Here is a 17,739-nt window from a genome sequence, read left to right as displayed (position 1 = left end):
TGCTGGCATTTACTCTAGATTTGATAATGCCAACTGATAAGCATTCTTGCCAGATTTTTTCGCCATATACATAGCCATATCTGCTTGTTTAATTAAATTGTCAATATCTTGGCTGTGGAGAGGATAGACACTAATACCAATACTGGCGGAAACTTTCACAGTTGTATCATTTAATAAAATAGGTTCTGTAATAATTCCCAATACTTTCTCAGCTATTTGTCCAGCAATTTGTAAGTTCGACAAAGTAGGTATAATAATTGTAAATTCATCTCCCCCTAAACGAGAAACTATATCACTAGCACGTAGAGAGTTTTTTAATCTTTGGGCAATAGTTATTAATAATAAATCACCCATATCATGGCCTAAAGTATCATTTACTTGTTTGAAGCCATCTAAATCAATAAACAGTAAGCCCAACATTAAGCGATGATTTTCCGCACTCAATAAGGATTCTGATAACTTTTCCAAAAAGCATTTGCGATTACATAAACCCGTCAATGGGTCGTAATATGCCAATTGCCGTAAGTGGTCTTCTTGTAGCTTTAATTGATAGTTAGACCGAGATAATTCCGCAGCAGTACGTTTGAGTTCTTCTTCTTTTTGTTTACGGCGAGTAATATCTCTAATGATGCCCACCAAAAAGAAATTACCAGCAGCATCTCTATGGAGCGATCGCTTGGTAGCAATCATATAGGTATTACCATTAGCATCGGTAAATTCTTCCTCATGTTCATGGGGTTTACGAGTTGTAAAAACCAGTTTGTCTTGTTGTCGAAATACATCTGCTTGATGTTGGGGAAAAAAGTCATAATCTGACTTTTCTATTAATAATTCATGGTTATAACCAATCAAACTTACATAGGCATCATTTAAAACAATCAATTGATGTTGTTCATTTTTTACGAAAATTGGGTCGGGAATAGTATTGATCACATGATGTAGAAATTCCTTAGAACGCTTTAATTCTTCCTGCATATAAGCAATTCTATAAGTGATCACCATGGCTGAACTGGTAAAAGCCAAAAATGCAGGTACAATCGGTATCCACCAACCCCATAAAAATGCCCAATAGGGACTGCCAATTAGTATCAATGCCGAAAATAATAAGGTGATAATACTATTTTTGGGCTGACGGATGTTACCAATTGATAATGCACCAACTACAGCCCAAGTAACAATCCACAGTGATTCTAGAACTTTGGGCCAGACTTGGAAAATTGGCCTTCCTACCAAAGCTGCACTAATAAACTCATTAATAAAATGAGCCTGTAATTCCACACCAGTAATTGGTTTAGCAGTGCCACTCAACCGACTGGAGTAAGGGATAAAGAAGAAATCCTGAAGACTTGGTGCAGTAGAACCGATTAAAACTATGCGATCGCGAATTAAGTTATCAGCAACCTTGCCATCTAACACATCTACCAAAGACACCGTAGGATAATGACAATTACTTGCTGATTCACCAGCGCAATCGAGTTTGGGAAAGTTCGCTAAAATTTGATAACCCCTATTATCAGCCCCCACATATCCACCATCATTGCTTTTCAACCTCGTAAATACAGCTTTACCTAACTGTAAATCTTGGGGATTATCTACTGCTTTTTGGGGCTTAATTCCTTCAGATTTTAAGTATATTAACGCTAATTTTAAGGCAAAACTTTCATAAGCTTGATGATTAATATGCCAATACAATAGACTTCGCCTGACTGTACCATCTGGATCTAATAATACATTGTTAAATCCCACCTGCCCAAATGTTTGGAGAATAGGTGGAGGTAATACCCTAGTATTTTGATTATTTGCCAGTAATTGAATACCAACTAAATTAGGAGTAGATTGATATATTTTTTCCAATTCTGCATGACCTGGATACACAGGCATATCTCGATAAATATCTAAACCGATGGCACGAGGCTGATGAGAATTGATTTGTTTTAATAACTCTGCCACCACTTGATCGGAAATCGGCCAAGAACGAATTTGACGCAAAGATTCTTCATCAATAGCCACAATTGTGATGCGATCCTTGAGTGGTTCAGTAGGACGTAAACGAAATAATTGATCTAAAGCTGCTAATTCCAACGACTGGAACAAGCCTAGCGATCGCACTACCAGCACAAATAAACTAATCAGTGAGGCTGTTATCAGTTCTCTACGTCCTTTCACCAGGATTTTTTTTCCTGACAACATTAATTGGCTAAAATGACCATATAATTGCTGACACATTCCTATTACCGAGCGAGGAAAATCTGATTTGGTAATTGGTAATTTAGTACCTAGACATTAATTACTGTATTTATGTGAAAAATGTTCCAGACCTATCAACCATGACAAGGTGATAGTTTCATTTCTCTGTCACCACTTCCTCACTACTTAGTAATTAGTAAAGGACTGGAACAAAACCGCCAATCTATATTTTTGATTTACAGCAGATTATAGGTAATAAGGTAAAAATTTTCAGGAAAAAGCCATCTACCCAGAGAGTCATAAGCTGCCATCTGCTGTATAGTGACAACTGAAAAGAGCCATAATCACCTATTTATCGGACAAAGAGTTGCTCACCGACCCTTAGCCTAAAACAGAATTCATCTTTTGTCTTCCCTGAGCCAAAACTGCACCCTATGATTTATATATTCTATTTAGCAACCAATACTACATTGTTTGCATCCACCACAAGTTGAGTATTATTAGGGAATATTTCTTGTATATCTTGCAACGAGCTACACCAGTGAAAACTGAACAACCAACAATCAAACATTGGCAATGTATGATTTTATAGGTTTTTCAGGTCTAAAGTGTCGTATTTTCCCATCGACATGAAAAGATAGAAAAAGAGATAGCGGTAAATAGCATCACAAAATTCCTGTGTCCTGCTCTCTACCGCCACTGTTACTTTTGATTGAAAGTATTTTATTTAAAGTATTTGAAGTTACGTGGCCCAGTATAACCAGTAGCTTGAGCTAATTGATCCAGGTTTTGTACACCACTATAACTATTACCATTGATAATCCAGGTAGGGAACCCTTCAATTTTTGCTGCTTTGCACACCTCTGGTTGACCTTTGGGGCTATCAGGGGCACATTCTACTTTTACGTTCTCATCAATGATTTGATAAGCTTCTTTTCCAAAGATGAGTTTTTGTTCGTGGCAATGGGGACACCAATAAGCCACATATTCTTTTGCACCAATTTTAACTAAATGCTTTGCTAGTTCAATCTCTGCTTCACCAGAAGTAGTGGTGATTTGCCAACCAAATTCTGGATTGGGTTTTTCTTTGGGTGTAAAAGTAATTTGTACAGGTTTACCGTCTGTGGATTCGACAACGTTACCTGATGTATTTACCCCAGCGTAAACTCCTAGTGTACCAATCAGTGTCACCATACCGACAATAACGGCGGTAAAGAAAATCTGGCCGATATCTTCCCAGTCTCGTCCCAAGATAGTAATTACTAACATACTCAGAGAAAAGAAGGCCGAACCGATACAGTAGGGACAAAGGGCTTTAATACTAAATGCTAGTACATACATTAAATAACCACTGAAAACTGACATTGCGATCGCTCCAACCAGGAGTAACCACCAAGTCAAGTTTTCTAGCTGTTTACGGCTGGTGTTGCTTTCTCCTCCTTTCCATACCAAAGGTAGAAGGGCAAATGTCAACATACTTACATATGCCAGAAACCCAAACAGTGCTAGTGGCTGACCCAACACCGTTGCCCAAGGACTAGACAGCACATCTACGCAGCCCTTCACACCCTCTGGTGAGGTACAAACAGGGTTTCTGCCTGTTAATTTTTCAAAGGTAAGATAGCCTGTGATCAACGCACCAGAGCCTGCGATCGCTCCAATTATCTGACGTGACCATTTATGAATCCAAGGAGTAGAACGGCGGCGAATCATAATACTGCTACTAGTGATTAGTGATTGGTAATTGGTAATCGGTAATTGGTGATGAAATTAATTTTCCCCATTACCGCTTACCTAATTACTTTCCTTACGAGTGTAATTTGACAGAAGAAACTGATTTACTTTCCCCTTTGGAGTTCCAACTCCGCCGTGCAGCTTCTACAAATTGGCTGACGCGAATCGGGTCAATTGGTTGCTCTATTTGACCATGTCGTTTCAGAGAACTAGAAACAATCACGCCATTTGCTGCTTGTAACAGCGTGCCGATGTTTTCCCAACTAGCTCCGCTGCCAATCAATACTGGTGTCCCAGCCGCAGCCCCACTAGCTAGCTCCAAATCTTCTAAGTTTGGCGGACTACCAGTGGCCCAACCAGATAAAATTACTGCGTCGGCTAAACCCCTTTCAATAGTATCTTTTACGGCTACTGTTAGGTTAGGAGAACTCAGAGGTCGGGCGTGTTTCACTAATACATCAGCGAAAATTTTCACATCTGCTCCCAGTTCCCGTCGATAACGCAGTAATTGATGGGCTTCTCCCTCAATTAATCCTTGGTCAGTTGCCATCACACCTGTGAGTACATTCACACGGACAAATTGGGCCTTGACACTAGCAGCAATGGCGATCGCACTTTTGCCATCGTTCCGCAAAACATTCAAGCCCACGGGCAAAGTTACTAAGTTTTGTATCCTTTGCACGACTACAGTCATAGCACTCACAACTGCTGGATCAACCTGGTTCTTAGTAAACGGTGCATCAAAGAAATTTTCGACAATAATCCCGTCTACCCCCCCACTGGCCAGGGCGGTTGCTTCTTGTTCAGCACGATCAATCACCGCTTTGAGACTACCTCCCCAACGCGGTGATGTAGGTAATGGCAGTAGGTGAACTACGCCGATGATTGGTGTTCGAGTTTTAAATAGCTGATGTAAGTCCACGTCTTTAATTTGCTTGGCAAAGTCCTGAGTTCATAGTTTTTTGACTAAGGATGAAGGATAAACAGATCAGAGCGCGATGTTATTTGTCCAGCCAATTTTAGGTGGTCAAGTCATGGTTTGCTCGATTTAATCCCTGTTCGCTCTTGTTTCCCATTGGTTCCGTCTTAACCTTGGCTCAATCAAGGTCTAACGTATACATAAGTTCATACTTGAGCCGAACATTGACTCTTGACTTTTCACTAAATTAGTCAATTTGTTTTGATTAGGGTCAGTTTATTACCTCTTCCTCTAGGTTGAAATTGGCGTTAAACCTTCCATAAGATATGTTAAGATAAAACCTGGCTACAAGAGGAGTTTGCCACTCACAAGACGAAAGGCAGCTTTCCGTGGTTTAGGTATCTTACCTACGCACCATCGTAGGTCAAACCTGATTGCCAGGGCAGCATTACTGCTTGATAGGCGTAATCGTGTTCGCGTGGTTTCTCACAAAAGAGCGCGATTTCGCTGAGGGTAGCGACTTCTCACTACAAGCCCTTTGGGCGGCTCCCCGTTCGCATAGCGTGCCGAAGGCATCGGGTAATTTAACAACGCACACGCTGCGGTAATGTAAAATACCAATAAGCGAACTGTTAAAAAATATTAAGAGTGTCGATTGTTATCAAAGACACCAAACATTACCCTAGAAAACAAATCAATAAAAACATCATAGCATGACCTCTATCTACATGATTGATTAGAGTCATCAGTACATACAGATGTGCAAGCGGTGATAATTGGTCACTGTTAGGGTTTTAGAAAGGGGTGTGGGCAAACAGCACCTAGCTAGTGCTGAAATGTTTAAGTAAAAAGAACAAAACAGAAAATTTATTCAAAATATGGGTGAAAAGCCAACAATTGCCATTTCTCACCTGGGCTGCGAGAAAAATCGAATTGATACAGAGCATATGTTAGGACTGCTAGTAAAAGCAGGCTATGGCGTAGATACAAATGAAGAATTAGCAGATTACGTAATTGTTAACACTTGTAGTTTTATTGAAGCTGCCAGAGAAGAATCAGTCAGGACTTTGGTAGAATTAGCAGAAGCCAATAAAAAAATCGTTATTACTGGTTGCATGGCCCAGCACTTCCAAGAACAATTATTGGAAGAGTTGCCAGAAGCTGTAGCGGTAGTTGGAACAGGAGACTACCATAAGATTGTGGATGTCATTGAGCGGGCAGAACAGGGAGAAAGGGTTAAGGAAATTAGCGCAGAACCTACCTACATCGCCGATGAAACAACACCCCGCTATCGCACAACCACAGAAGGGGTAGCTTATCTACGAGTAGCAGAGGGCTGCGATTATCGATGTGCATTTTGTATAATTCCCCATCTTCGAGGTAACCAGCGATCGCGTACTATTGAATCAATAGTTGCTGAAGCCGAACAGCTAGCAAACCAAGGGGTTAAAGAAATCATCCTCATTTCCCAAATCACCACCAACTATGGTTTGGATGTGTATGGCAAGCCCCAGTTAGCCGAACTATTGCGTGCTTTAGGGAAAGTAGATGTCCCTTGGATTAGAATGCACTACGCCTATCCCACTGGACTCACTTCAGATGTCATTGCTGCCATTCAAGAAACACCAAATGTCTTACCATACTTAGATTTGCCCTTACAGCATTCCCACCCAGACATTCTCCGTGCCATGAACCGTCCTTGGCAAGGTAGAGTCAATGACGGGATCATAGAACGGCTGAAAACAGCACTACCTTCAGCAGTGCTGCGGACAACCTTTATAGTTGGTTTTCCTGGAGAAACCGAGGAACATTTCCAGCATTTACTAGAATTTACCCAACGGCATGAATTCGATCATGTTGGTGTGTTTACCTTTTCTCCAGAGGAGGGTACTCCAGCCTACTCCCTCCCCAATCAAGTTCCTCAAGCAGTGATGGCAGAACGCCGCAACAGGTTGATGGAACTCCAACAACCGATTTCCCTGCGAAAAAATCAGCAGGAAGTTGGCAAAATAGTCAACGTCCTGATTGAACAAGAAAACCCTGAAAGTGGAGAGTTAATCGGTCGTTCCGGTAGATTTTCTCCCGAAGTCGATGGTCAAGTCTATGTTAAAGGCGTTCGCGACGCTGCTCTCATAGAGGCTAGGCTAGGAACCATCGTGCCAGTAGCGATTCACAGTGCCGATGCCTATGACCTCTATGGTCAAATTGTTATTAGTTATTAGCATTGGTCATTGGTCAACCAGGGCGGTTTGGGGTTATCTCCCACAAACCACTGTCACTCCCATGAGGAGTTAAACTTACGCCGCCAGGCGGCTCGGAGGCATCAATCGCGATTCATGACTGAATCACTGCTGTTCATGCCCCATGCCCTATGTACCATGCCCTAATTTACAAATAAAGTATCGGTTTACAAGTCAAAAATTCACAATAAAATCTAGGAGAGTTGATGAGTCTTTCTTTTCAAGAGTTAGGTATTTCCCAAGAGCGTGCAGAACAATTAGCTAAAATTGGTTTTACTGCACCTACAAATATTCAGACCCAAGCCATTCCCCAATTACTGAATGGACGTGACGTAGTTGGTCAATCTCAAACTGGAACTGGTAAAACCGCCGCTTTTTCCTTGCCAATTTTAGAAAGATTGGATGCAGGTCAAAGAGCCGTGCAAGCACTGGTTTTAACACCCACTCGTGAATTAGCGATTCAAGTTCATGATGCCATCAGTCAATTTGTTGGTAACTCAGGCTTACGGGTATTAGCAATTTATGGTGGTCAATCAATTGACCGCCAAATTCTACAACTCAAGCGTGGTGTACAGATAGTTGTTGGTACTCCTGGACGAGTAATTGATTTGCTAGAGCGTGGTAGTTTAAAGCTGGATCAAGTCAAGTGGTTTGTGTTAGATGAAGCTGATGAAATGTTGAGTATGGGCTTCATTGACGATGTAGAAAAAATTCTCTCTCAAGCCCCCACTGAACGGCAAACCGCTTTATTCTCCGCCACCATGCCCCCATCTATTCGCATGTTGGTGAATAAGTTCCTCAATTCTCCAGTCACTGTCACAGTAGAACAGCCCAAAGCTGCACCAACCAAAATTAATCAGGTTGCTTATTTAATTCCTCGTCATTGGACAAAAGCTAAAGCCCTACAACCAATTCTGGAAATGGAAGATCCAGAAACTGCTTTAATTTTTGTGCGTACCCGTCGTACTGCTGCCGAATTGACTAATCAGTTGCAAGCTGCGGGACATAGCGTGGATGAATATCACGGTGACTTGTCTCAACAAGCTAGAGAACGTCTGTTAACTCGCTTCCGCAATCGTCAGGTGCGCTGGGTAGTAGCTACTGATATTGCCGCACGAGGTTTAGATGTTGACCAACTTTCCCACGTAATCAACTTTGATTTACCTGATAGCGTGGAAACCTATGTTCACCGCATTGGTCGGACTGGTCGGGCAGGAAAAGAAGGAACAGCGATTTCCCTGGTGCAACCCTTTGAACGCCGTAAACAGCAAGCCTTTGAACGCCATGTACGCCAAAACTGGCAAGTGCTGTCTATTCCTACCAAAGCCCAAATTGAAGCCAGACATATCAATAAGTTGAAGGAGCAGGTAGCAGAAGCCCTGACAGGTGAAAGACTAGCTTCCTTCCTCCCCATCATCAGCGAATTGATTGAAAAATATGATGCTCAAGCGATCGCTGCTGCGGCTTTACAAATTGCTTACGATCAAACCCGTCCCGCTTGGCTACAATCAGGTGTAGACATTCCCGTCGAGGAAGTTTCCTCCACACCTAAGCCCAAGATTATGAAGCGTCGTGATGGTGAACGTACCCGTTCCTCTTGGGTCAAAGATGGCGGTAGTGATGAAGACAGACGTTCCACACCTAAGCCCAAACTACGGACTAACCGCCGCGAACCTTCTATTTCTGGTGGCAATCCAAAACTAGGTTCACAGGTAGCGAGAGAATCAGCATCTTAGTCATTTAATTTTAGATTGGGGATTTTAGGTTTGGGATTGACAATTTACAAATTGATGCAATTTTTAATTGATAGCAATTCCTCATCTAAAATCGCACATCTAAAACCTCAATGGCTTGAGGAAGGTGCGTTAGAATACGGTAACGCACCAGTATATATATTTTGGTATACAAGCAAAAACTTTAGCAATCTAGTTGTGGCTAGGTGACAGGGTTCTGTGTGAATTTCTAAAAGCTCAATTACTACGGACACAGTTGGACACAGCTTCAGTGAATGTCCAAACGGCTAATTTTGTCGTTTTTTCTGTGCCCTTCTATCTCTGTAAACTTCTGGGATCTAACGCATCCCGTAAACCATCACCCAGCAAGTTAAAAGCTAATACTGTGAGAATAATTAGTATGGCTGGGGGACAAATCAACCAAGGTTGTAAAACTAAAATAGAGGCATTACTGGCTAAAGACAACATATTTCCCCAGGAAGGGTCTGGTTGTTGAATACCCAAGCCAAACAAACTTAATACAGCTTCAGCACCAATAAAACTAGGAATTGTCAGTGTAGCGGAAATAATAATGTAGGTAGCTGTTTGCGGCAAAATATGGCGCAGAATAATATACATAGGGTTACCACCCATAGCTTGTACTGCTTGGACAAATTCTCGCTCTTTAATAGATAAAACCTGCCCGCGAATAACTCTAGCTAAACCAGCCCAACTAATAACTGAAGTAATCACCACAATCATTAAAAATCTCTGACTACTAGTTAATTGGGGGCTTAAAAAACCTGATAATGCCACTAATAGATAAAAGCTAGGAAAAGTCATTAAAACTTCTGCCAAGCGCATAATCACACTATCAATTACACCACCAAAATAACCAGAGATTCCACCTATCATTAGACCCAAAGGATAGGTGATGATAATACCAAAAATACCAATGAACATACTAATCCGCCCACCATATAACAAGCGGCTAAATTGATCTCTGCCTTGTTCATCGGTTCCCAATAAATTATATTTACCTTTGCCTGTAGTACCAAAGACATGCCAATTTAAAGGTATGCCAGGAATGAGAGTTACTTCATCCCATTTGGGAGGTAGGGGCATACTAATTCTAAATAATCGATATTCAGGCCCAGAAACAAAAAATCGTAAAGGTGTAGGCTGTTTAAAGTCTACTATCAGTTTGCGTTCTCCAGTTTCCATGTTAGTATCCCCTTGAGTTGTCGGGTAGACATGGGGACCGATAAACTGGCCTGAGGGAGAAGTCCAATAAACTTTGGTAGGGGGCAGAAGGGAGCCATTGGGCTGGGAATCATAGGGGTCGTATGGGGCTAGAAAATCAGCCGCAATAACTGCTAAATAGAAACATAACAGTACAATAGCGCCAAATTTTGCCAGAGGATTTTTTTGTAGTCTCTGCCACCAATTCATAGTTGTAATGCAACAGTAAATAACTCTGAATATCAAAAAGTTTAGGGATTGGGAAGAGGGTATTTACCAAGCATTAATGATGATTTATTCTTCCCCAATTCCCCATTTACGCATGTAATTGTTCGACTAAATATTGCAACTCTTCTTGTTGTTTTTCATGTTCTACCACAAAGACGTTGGAATAAAGATTAGCCAGGATTTGTTTACCTTGTTGAGTGAGAGATAAATAACGTAGCCCATCTTTGATATAGGGATAAACTCCGTGCCAATAAAACTTAGCGTAGTTTTTCCGCAAATCACCAGGATTTTTATATTTGAGGACTTTATTCATCCCTGTTTCTTCAAATTCGTAGAACAAGCTAGTGATTTTTTTCAAATAACGCGGGTCACTCAATTGACCAATTAAATCAGCAGCCCTAACTAAACCAGCAAAGTTGTTAGTATCTTGGTGGTCATCAACGGTGGGGACAGGAAAACGAGTTAATTCAATATTTCGCTTGATTGCTTCAGCATCAATTAAGGTATGTCCACCAAATCGCTCATCAATAAATAATTTAGCTCTGTCTACATGATAGGGCGTGAGGCTAGCATCAGAAGCACCAGGAGGAAGGGAAACCATACTTCCATTTTGACCAGTAGCATATAAGCCTTCTGCTTCTTTATCTTGACGACAAACACCTTTAACATAGCCAATGTCGTGACAGACTAGGGAGATAATGAAGTGTAACCAGTCTTCACAGGAAACACCACCTTCACGGATATGTTTACCCCGCAAAATTTCTTGTCCCACTAGGGTGACGAGAACAGAATGCTCGACGTTATGATATAGGGCATCACTGTTGGCGATGTTTTCCAACGCCATATTACCAGCCCAAGCAATGATGTCTTGATAATCTGTTTTTAAGCCTCCGTAGGTACGACGATAACCTTCACGAATTTGATTTACAAAAGCATCAATTATAATTTCTGTTGTATTGAACATAAATTTATTCTCTGATTCTCTATGTTTTCAAACTAGTTATTTAATATATTCAGTTGTTTGAGTAGGTATTTTGGAGAATGTAGATTTTTGGGTATATGTAACATTGGTGGTTGATTTGCGCTTGGAGCTAGTCTCCAAAGATGTTTAAGGTGCGTTGGATTTAGTTTACATGATCTACTTCTTTTTGGCTAATTTATGACTTTGGGTAGTTGCTAAATAAACAAATTTGTGCATTTAGACTCATTTTTCAGGTATATTGTTGATTTTACTTAGATTTTAGCGGTTGAATGTCCTAGCTTCAGCTTTTACGTTACGGTAATTAACCTCAGGCATAGAAAAAATGGCTACTTGGGGTGTAGAGGATGAGAAAAGTAGCTTGATGTTCTGGTGATTTTACCAAATGGTCAAATTTTCTGGTTTTCCCTATCCCGGCTTTAATTGCGTAATAGTGAAATAAGGTCATTAAATTTGTGAATAAATATTTCCCTGGATAGTTGCCAAGTGGAAAATTGGAGGTTGGACGATGGGCAATGATGGTTTTTCAGAAGTAGAGGAAGTAGAGTCTGTGAAGTATGGGGATGAACAAAATCAGCATTTAGCACCCCAGGGAAGTAACCGTTCTTGGATGATGGCCTTATTGTTGGGAACTTGTTTAGGAATGGGACTGACGGTGATGGGAATGAGTTTATTGCGTCCTCGTTCTCCTTCTCCAACCAAGGCAGTGGAGAGTCAACCTATACAAATAGCTATGACTGTCACAACTGCACCTGTAGCATCTGGAAGTGTTAATCAGACTTTAGATACAAATGGTACTATTGCTGCCCGTGATTTGATTCCTGTGTTACCCCAGGCTAATGGTTTACAAATCAAAAAAATTCCTGAGAATGTAAAAGAAGGCGCTTTTGTTCGTCAAGGACAAGTTTTAGCGATATTAGATGATTCTGTACTACAAGCTCAAATTAATCAGGCTAGGGCTGACATGGAGTCAGATCAAGCGGATGTGCAATCAAAGCAAGCTGATTTGGCATCAAAGCAGGCAAATATCACGGCAAATCAAGCGATCGCTCAACAAAGAAGAGCAGATTTAGCCCAAGCACAGGCAAGATTAGAGGAAGCACAAAAGAATTTACAGCGTTATCAACAACTGGTGGCTTCCGGTGCTGTAAGTCAGCAAGAATATGATACCCGTGCCTATACTGTCAAAACTTTGGTGGAGTCGGTGCGGGTAGCCCAAGAAAATGTGCGGACGGCTATGGCTAATGTGGCTAGTGCCAAAGCTAATATTGGCAATGGTGTGGCGATGGTGAATAAGTCCCAAGCGATAGTTCGTAGCAGTGCAGCCAAGATAGAACAATTAAAAACTCAATTAGAACAAACAATAGTGCGATCGCCTGTTGCTGGTATTATTGCTGAGAAGTTAGCGCGAGTTGGAGATGTCACTGGTGTACCACCACAAACCCAAGTGGGAACCGTGGTAGGAGGAACACAAAAACTATTTTCCATTATTAAAGAGGGTAAATTAGAGCTTCAGGCCAAAGTACCAGAGGTGGAACTTGCTCAAATTAAAATTGGTTCTGTGGTGGAAGTTACCTCGGATCTGAATCGACAAGTAACTTTACAAGGAAGAGTGCGAGAAATTCAACCCGTTATCAATGACACCAGACGAGAAGCCACCGTCAAAATTGATTTACCCACAAATGATGTGTTTAAAGTCGGTATGTTTGCCCGTGCCAGAATCAATGTCGATACTAGCAAAGGCATGGTAATTCCTCAAAAAGCTATACAAAGCCAAGCAGATGGTAGTGTGATTGTTTTTGTCTTATCCGGTGAAGATTTGGATAATGACCAAAATGTAGAAGTGAGAACAGTGCGTAGTCAAAAAGTCGCTGTGGCAGAACTGATGCCAGGTGACAAAGTGGCTATCAAAGCAGGCTTAAAGTTAGGTGAACAGGTAGTGATTGATGGTGCAGGATATTTGAAAGATGGCGATCACGTCCGTGTCGTGAGTCAATAATTAATAATTATCTGACTCTCGGTCAAGGGTAGGCTGTCTCACCTACCCCACCAATATCAAGGGATATCTAGAAATTACTGAAATTAGTAATTGCTCCCTTAATCTTATCGATCACCTCATCTACAGCGATCACTCCCAATTCCCCAGAAGCACGGGTACGGATACTTAAGGAGTTGGTTTCTACTTCCTTGGCACCCACTACCGCCATCACGGGAATTTTATCCTTTTCAGCATTGCGAATCAACTTACCCAAGCGATCGCCACTTTTATCTACTTCTGCACGAATGCCCAAAGCCACCATCTTTGCAGCCACTTCCTTGGTAAAGTCTAACTGGGCTTCACCCACAGGTAAAAGCCTAATTTGTACAGGTGCTAACCACAGTGGGAAATCACCAGCATATTCTTCAATCAGAATCCCAATCAAACGTTCCAAAGAACCAAAGGGTGCGCGGTGAATCATCACAGGACGCTTGCGGGAACCATCTTCAGCCACATATTCCAAGTCAAACCGTTCTGGTAAGTTGTAATCTACCTGAACTGTTCCCAATTGCCATTCCCTGTCTAATGCGTCACGGAAAATAAAATCGAGTTTGGGTCCATAGAAAGCCGCTTCTCCAATACCCTCAAAATGTTCCATCCCCAACTCTTGCACAGCACGACGAATCGCACCTTCCGCTTTATTCCAAACCTCATCTCCACCAATATATTTATCACTGGCTGGGTCACGGAAACTCAATCTGGCTTTGAAGTTCTTCAGTTGCAGACTTCTGAACACAGTTAAAATCAAATCGACAACATTGAGGAATTCATTATCTAGCTGTTCAGGGGCAACAAACAGGTGAGAGTCGTCAACCGTAAAACCACGTACCCTCGTTAAACCACCCAATTCCCCCGATTGTTCATAACGGTAAACAGTACCAAATTCTGCCAACCGCATCGGTAATTCCCGATAGGAACGCAACTCACTCTTATATATTTGGATATGGAAAGGGCAGTTCATCGGTTTGAGGACAAAACCCTGTTCTATGGCTGCTGCGGCTTCATCCTCTGCCATTAAAGGAAACATATCTTCCTTATATTTCTGCCAATGTCCAGAGGTTTTAAATAAATCTACCCTGGCGATATGGGGAGTCACCACAGGCAAATAACCCCGTTTTAACTGTTCCTGTTTGAGGAAGTCCTCTAAAATGCTCCTTAACAAAGTTCCCTTGGGAGTCCACAAAGGTAAACCAGGCCCCACTGGGTCAGCGAAAATAAACAGACCTAATTCTTTCCCTAACTTGCGGTGGTCTCTACGTAAAGCTTCTTCCTTACGGCGTTTATACTCTGCTAGTTGTTCAGGGGTTTCCCAAGCAGTCGCGTAAATCCGTTGTAATTGGGCTTTGGTTTCATCTCCTCGCCAATAAGCACCAGCAACGCTTTCTAATTCGATGGCTTTGGGGTGGATATCTTTAGTATTTTCAACATGGGGGCCAGCGCACAAGTCCCACCATTCGTTACCTAAATGATAAATGGTGATCGGTTCTTCCTTAATATCTGCCAGAATTTCCAGCTTGTAAGGTTCCTGAATTGCCTCAATCCGGCGCTTTGCTTCTTCTCGACTCACTTCTTCCCGCACTACAGGCAATTTGCGGTTAATAATTTTCACCATCTCTTTTTGGATGGCTTTCAAGTCTTTGTCAGTGAATGGTTCTGGATTATCAAAGTCGTAATAAAATCCATTTTCAATCCAGGGGCCAATTGTGACTTGCGCCTTGGGAAACAGCTTTTGTACTGCCATCGCCATGACATGGGAAGCGGTGTGGCGAATCTTTTTTAATGTCTCGGATTCGCTGGTACGCGGTAAATAGATTTTTTCTGGTTGTTCTGAGTTATTGGGTTCTTGATTAGGCGACATCGGCTGCTGAACCATTGGCGAAGTGATTACAAATAAAGTTCTGAAAAATATATTTTTCCAGGAAATGATATTCCCTAATCTATCTTAACGACGTGCCATTTGCGAACTACAACGGCATTCTGGCAGTTATGAAGTATCAGCGATTCTACCTGTTGATATAGAAAACCTTCATCTTCAAGGACTGTACAAACCTAGAGTCCAAATTTTATAATAAGATTTTGTATTTTAAACTACAGATTTTTAATATTTTTGGGTATATGTGGATATATGAATCAATTGTTAAGAAGCGTAAATAACGTTAATATTAAGAAGATATTTAGAAATACGCTCCTCATATATGCAAGATGCCAATTTACCAAGTGCTGATTTGCTCAAAACAGTCTTGGAGCCATTGTTAGAGGATTTTGAATATTGGTTTGGGCGATCGCATCAATTACTGGAAAATGAGACAATGCCGTTTATGAGCGACCAAGAACAATCTCAGTTACTGGGAAGAATCAAACAAGCAGAATTAGAGTTAAATGCAGTCAAAATGCTTTTTAATGCTAGTGACTGCCAAGTAGGGATAGATATGGCAACATTAGCGCCTTGGCATCAACTGGTCACAGAATGCTGGAAAGTAGGGATGCGTTTCCATCAGACCCAGGCACAATAGGCCAAATCAGCTATCCGGTATGCAAAAGGAGAAAATTCTATAAAATCCTTAACATTATCTTCATTAACAAAGTAATGTATCCCATGTTACCGTAAGCTGAATAACAGGTTTACCAAATATAAAAAATCCCCTAAAAAATCAGCGTTTAAACAAATAAATGTGCCGGCGATGGGTTCATAAATCGCCAATTCACGGCAATTTAACGCCAAAAGAAGAAAATTTCAAACTTGCTGTCTTGGAGAAATAGCTATGCTACACCTACTCTATATTCTGGCTTTCACTATCCTGGCTTTTATCGCTGTGGGCAACTTAATCCGCAACCTCATTATGTTTAGCTTTGATCGGGAGCGGAATTATCCAGAAAAATCCTCATCTATGGGTAATCCTGGTAGCTTTGGTTATTATGGAACCAAACAGCAGTACACCCCCCATCCTGAATTATTAGATAACTCTGGCAACATCATTAAAGAGCCATTGTTAATTATGCGTTCGATTAACGTCGAAGATGCTCGTCAACAATTAGATGCCCTGTATGAATCTTCCCCAGGACAGAAAGTAGAGAATCAAGAGGAAGCTTAATCCAGACTCAAGCAACCGTAGAACCACTCAAAAGTCGTCTATCTCCACAACTATAGCAGGAGGCAGAGGGCAGAAGACAGAAGGCAGGAGGGAAAGCCTTGTTATATCTACGTTTCAAGGATTAATAATGTCCTAATTATCCTCGCTACAGCTATAATAACCATCATCTAGGGTTGACACTCCCCGAAATAGAATTTCGGGGATTCTTGGTTCACCGAGCCAACTTACTTGAACCTGTCACCAGATCCAAGTAGAGGTCGTTCTCTCCCCAAGCGTGAGTTCCGACGTGCCCCGTCGTACTTAATCCCTTAGCCAAAATATTCAGTGCTGCATTTTCGTCTCGGTCTAAAACAGTTCCGCAATGTGGGCACTCATGGGTTCTGGTTGACAAAGTTTTGACAACAGTTTCCCCACAATGAGAACAGTTTTGGCTTGTCCAGTGTGGTGGTACAGCAATAGTTATCTTGCCGTATACCTTCCCAAAGTATTCAAGCCAACACTGGAACTGATACCAAGAAGCATCACTAATACTTTTGGCTAGTTTGCGATTTTTAATCATGTTTCGCACTTGCAAGTCTTCATAGACAACCACATCGTTAGATTGGATTACGCACCTTGCCAACTTCACAGCAAAGTCTTTACGCTGTCTACTAACTTTCAAGTGTTTTCTCGCTAGTTTGTTTCTAGCTTTTTTGTAGTTATTGGATTGGGGTTTACCTTTTGTGAACTTTTTAGAAACCCGTTTTTGTAGGCGTTTTAATGCCTTCTCGGATTTCCTCAAAAATCTAGGGTTGTCTACTTTCTCCCCATTGGAATCAGTGTAGAAATGAGCTAAACCAACATCTAAGCCAATAACTTTTTTGCTTGGTTCTACCTGAATTTCTCGGTCAACAGCAATGCAAAATTGAGCGTAGTAACCATCTGCACGCTTTACCAATCGAACACGCTTAATATCCTTGACTTGATAAAAATGCAGGTCGTAAGTTCCAACTAGTTTTAGTCTCCCAATCTCAAAACCATCGGTCAGGGTGAGATGTTTTCTATTCTCTGATAACCGCCATCCTGTGGTTTTGTACTCCACAGAATGTCCACGTTTTTTGAAACTTGGAAACCCTTTCTTGCCTGGAACTTGTCTTTTGCAGTTGCTGTAAAACCGAGAAATTGCAGCCCAAGCCCTATCTGCTGATGCCTGCCTTGCCATTGAATTGAGCTTGTTTGCCCACTCAAAATTGGCAGCTAGTTCTTTGCAGTATGCACTTATCCCTGTTCTGTCAAAGTGGGGGGAACTAAAATAGGAGAGAGAGGCTAAAACCCTTGCCATCGAGGAGGTTTGAGATGAACCTGCCAAGAAAAGCAACAAAAACAGTT

12 protein-coding genes are annotated in these 17,739 nt (G+C 41.5%); 5 read left to right on the top strand and 7 right to left on the bottom strand.

Annotation, left to right across the window (positions count from 1 at the left end; translation table 11 throughout):
* Positions 1-9: 9 nt before the first annotated feature.
* The 3 genes from H6G73_RS20250 to btpA form a co-directional block, all read right to left on the bottom strand.
* Positions 10-2,226 (bottom strand): CHASE2 domain-containing protein, encoded by a 2,217-nt coding sequence (locus H6G73_RS20250; RefSeq protein WP_190607749.1) that lies wholly within the window; start codon positions 2,224-2,226, stop codon positions 10-12.
* Positions 2,227-2,910: 684 nt separating this feature from the next.
* Positions 2,911-3,900, bottom strand: coding sequence for a vitamin K epoxide reductase family protein (locus tag H6G73_RS20245; protein WP_190607747.1), 990 nt, complete (start codon positions 3,898-3,900; stop codon positions 2,911-2,913).
* Between the two features lie 94 nt (positions 3,901-3,994).
* Positions 3,995-4,843, bottom strand: coding sequence for a photosystem I biogenesis protein BtpA (gene btpA / locus H6G73_RS20240; protein ID WP_190607745.1), 849 nt, complete (start codon positions 4,841-4,843; stop codon positions 3,995-3,997).
* 875 nt (positions 4,844-5,718) lie between these two features.
* Between btpA and rimO the strand changes: the two genes are divergently transcribed.
* Both rimO and H6G73_RS20230 read left to right on the top strand, forming a co-directional pair.
* On the top strand, positions 5,719-7,062 hold the full coding sequence (gene rimO / locus H6G73_RS20235) for a 30S ribosomal protein S12 methylthiotransferase RimO (protein ID WP_190607744.1): 1,344 nt from the start codon (positions 5,719-5,721) through the stop codon (positions 7,060-7,062).
* Between the two features lie 224 nt (positions 7,063-7,286).
* Entirely contained in the window at positions 7,287-8,816 is a 1,530-nt protein-coding gene (locus H6G73_RS20230; RefSeq protein WP_190607742.1) for a DEAD/DEAH box helicase, read from the top strand.
* 312 nt (positions 8,817-9,128) lie between these two features.
* Here the strand turns inward: H6G73_RS20230 and H6G73_RS20225 are convergent, their stop codons facing one another.
* On the bottom strand, positions 9,129-10,244 hold the full coding sequence (locus H6G73_RS20225; protein WP_190607741.1) for an ABC transporter permease: 1,116 nt from the start codon (positions 10,242-10,244) through the stop codon (positions 9,129-9,131).
* Between the two features lie 106 nt (positions 10,245-10,350).
* Positions 10,351-11,226, bottom strand: coding sequence for an Npun_R2479 family HD domain-containing metalloprotein (locus H6G73_RS20220; protein ID WP_190607739.1), 876 nt, complete (start codon positions 11,224-11,226; stop codon positions 10,351-10,353).
* A gap of 523 nt (positions 11,227-11,749) precedes the next feature.
* On the opposite strand from H6G73_RS20220, the gene H6G73_RS20215 reads away from it, so the two are divergent.
* Positions 11,750-13,240 (top strand): efflux RND transporter periplasmic adaptor subunit, encoded by a 1,491-nt coding sequence (locus tag H6G73_RS20215; RefSeq protein WP_190607737.1) that lies wholly within the window; start codon positions 11,750-11,752, stop codon positions 13,238-13,240.
* A 67-nt stretch (positions 13,241-13,307) separates the two neighbouring features.
* On the opposite strand, the gene thrS is transcribed toward H6G73_RS20215, so the two are convergent.
* A complete protein-coding gene (thrS, locus tag H6G73_RS20210; protein WP_242034258.1) occupies positions 13,308-15,152 on the bottom strand; it encodes a threonine--tRNA ligase in 1,845 nt (614 codons plus the stop codon).
* A gap of 322 nt (positions 15,153-15,474) precedes the next feature.
* Here thrS and H6G73_RS20205 point away from each other — a divergent pair, with 322 nt between their 5' ends.
* Both H6G73_RS20205 and H6G73_RS20200 read left to right on the top strand, forming a co-directional pair.
* Positions 15,475-15,792 carry a DUF2605 domain-containing protein gene (locus H6G73_RS20205; protein ID WP_190607736.1) on the top strand — a complete coding sequence of 106 codons (318 nt, stop codon included), beginning with the start codon at positions 15,475-15,477 and terminating at the stop codon, positions 15,790-15,792.
* 249 nt (positions 15,793-16,041) lie between these two features.
* Complete coding sequence (locus H6G73_RS20200) at positions 16,042-16,371, top strand: DUF2973 domain-containing protein (protein WP_190607734.1); 330 nt, start codon at positions 16,042-16,044, stop codon at positions 16,369-16,371.
* Positions 16,372-16,582: 211 nt separating this feature from the next.
* On the opposite strand, the gene H6G73_RS20195 is transcribed toward H6G73_RS20200, so the two are convergent.
* The gene (locus tag H6G73_RS20195; protein ID WP_242034257.1) at positions 16,583-17,737 is read right to left on the bottom strand and encodes an RNA-guided endonuclease InsQ/TnpB family protein; all 1,155 of its coding nucleotides are present in this window, start codon (positions 17,735-17,737) and stop codon (positions 16,583-16,585) included.
* Between the last annotated feature and the right edge of the window lie 2 nt (positions 17,738-17,739).

The sequence above is a fragment of the Richelia sinica FACHB-800 genome (assembly GCF_014698825.1).
GTDB lineage: Bacteria > Cyanobacteriota > Cyanobacteriia > Cyanobacteriales > Nostocaceae > FACHB-800.
The sequence above is the reverse complement of the archived record's forward strand: the minus strand, read 5'-3'. Positions and strand labels throughout refer to the sequence as shown.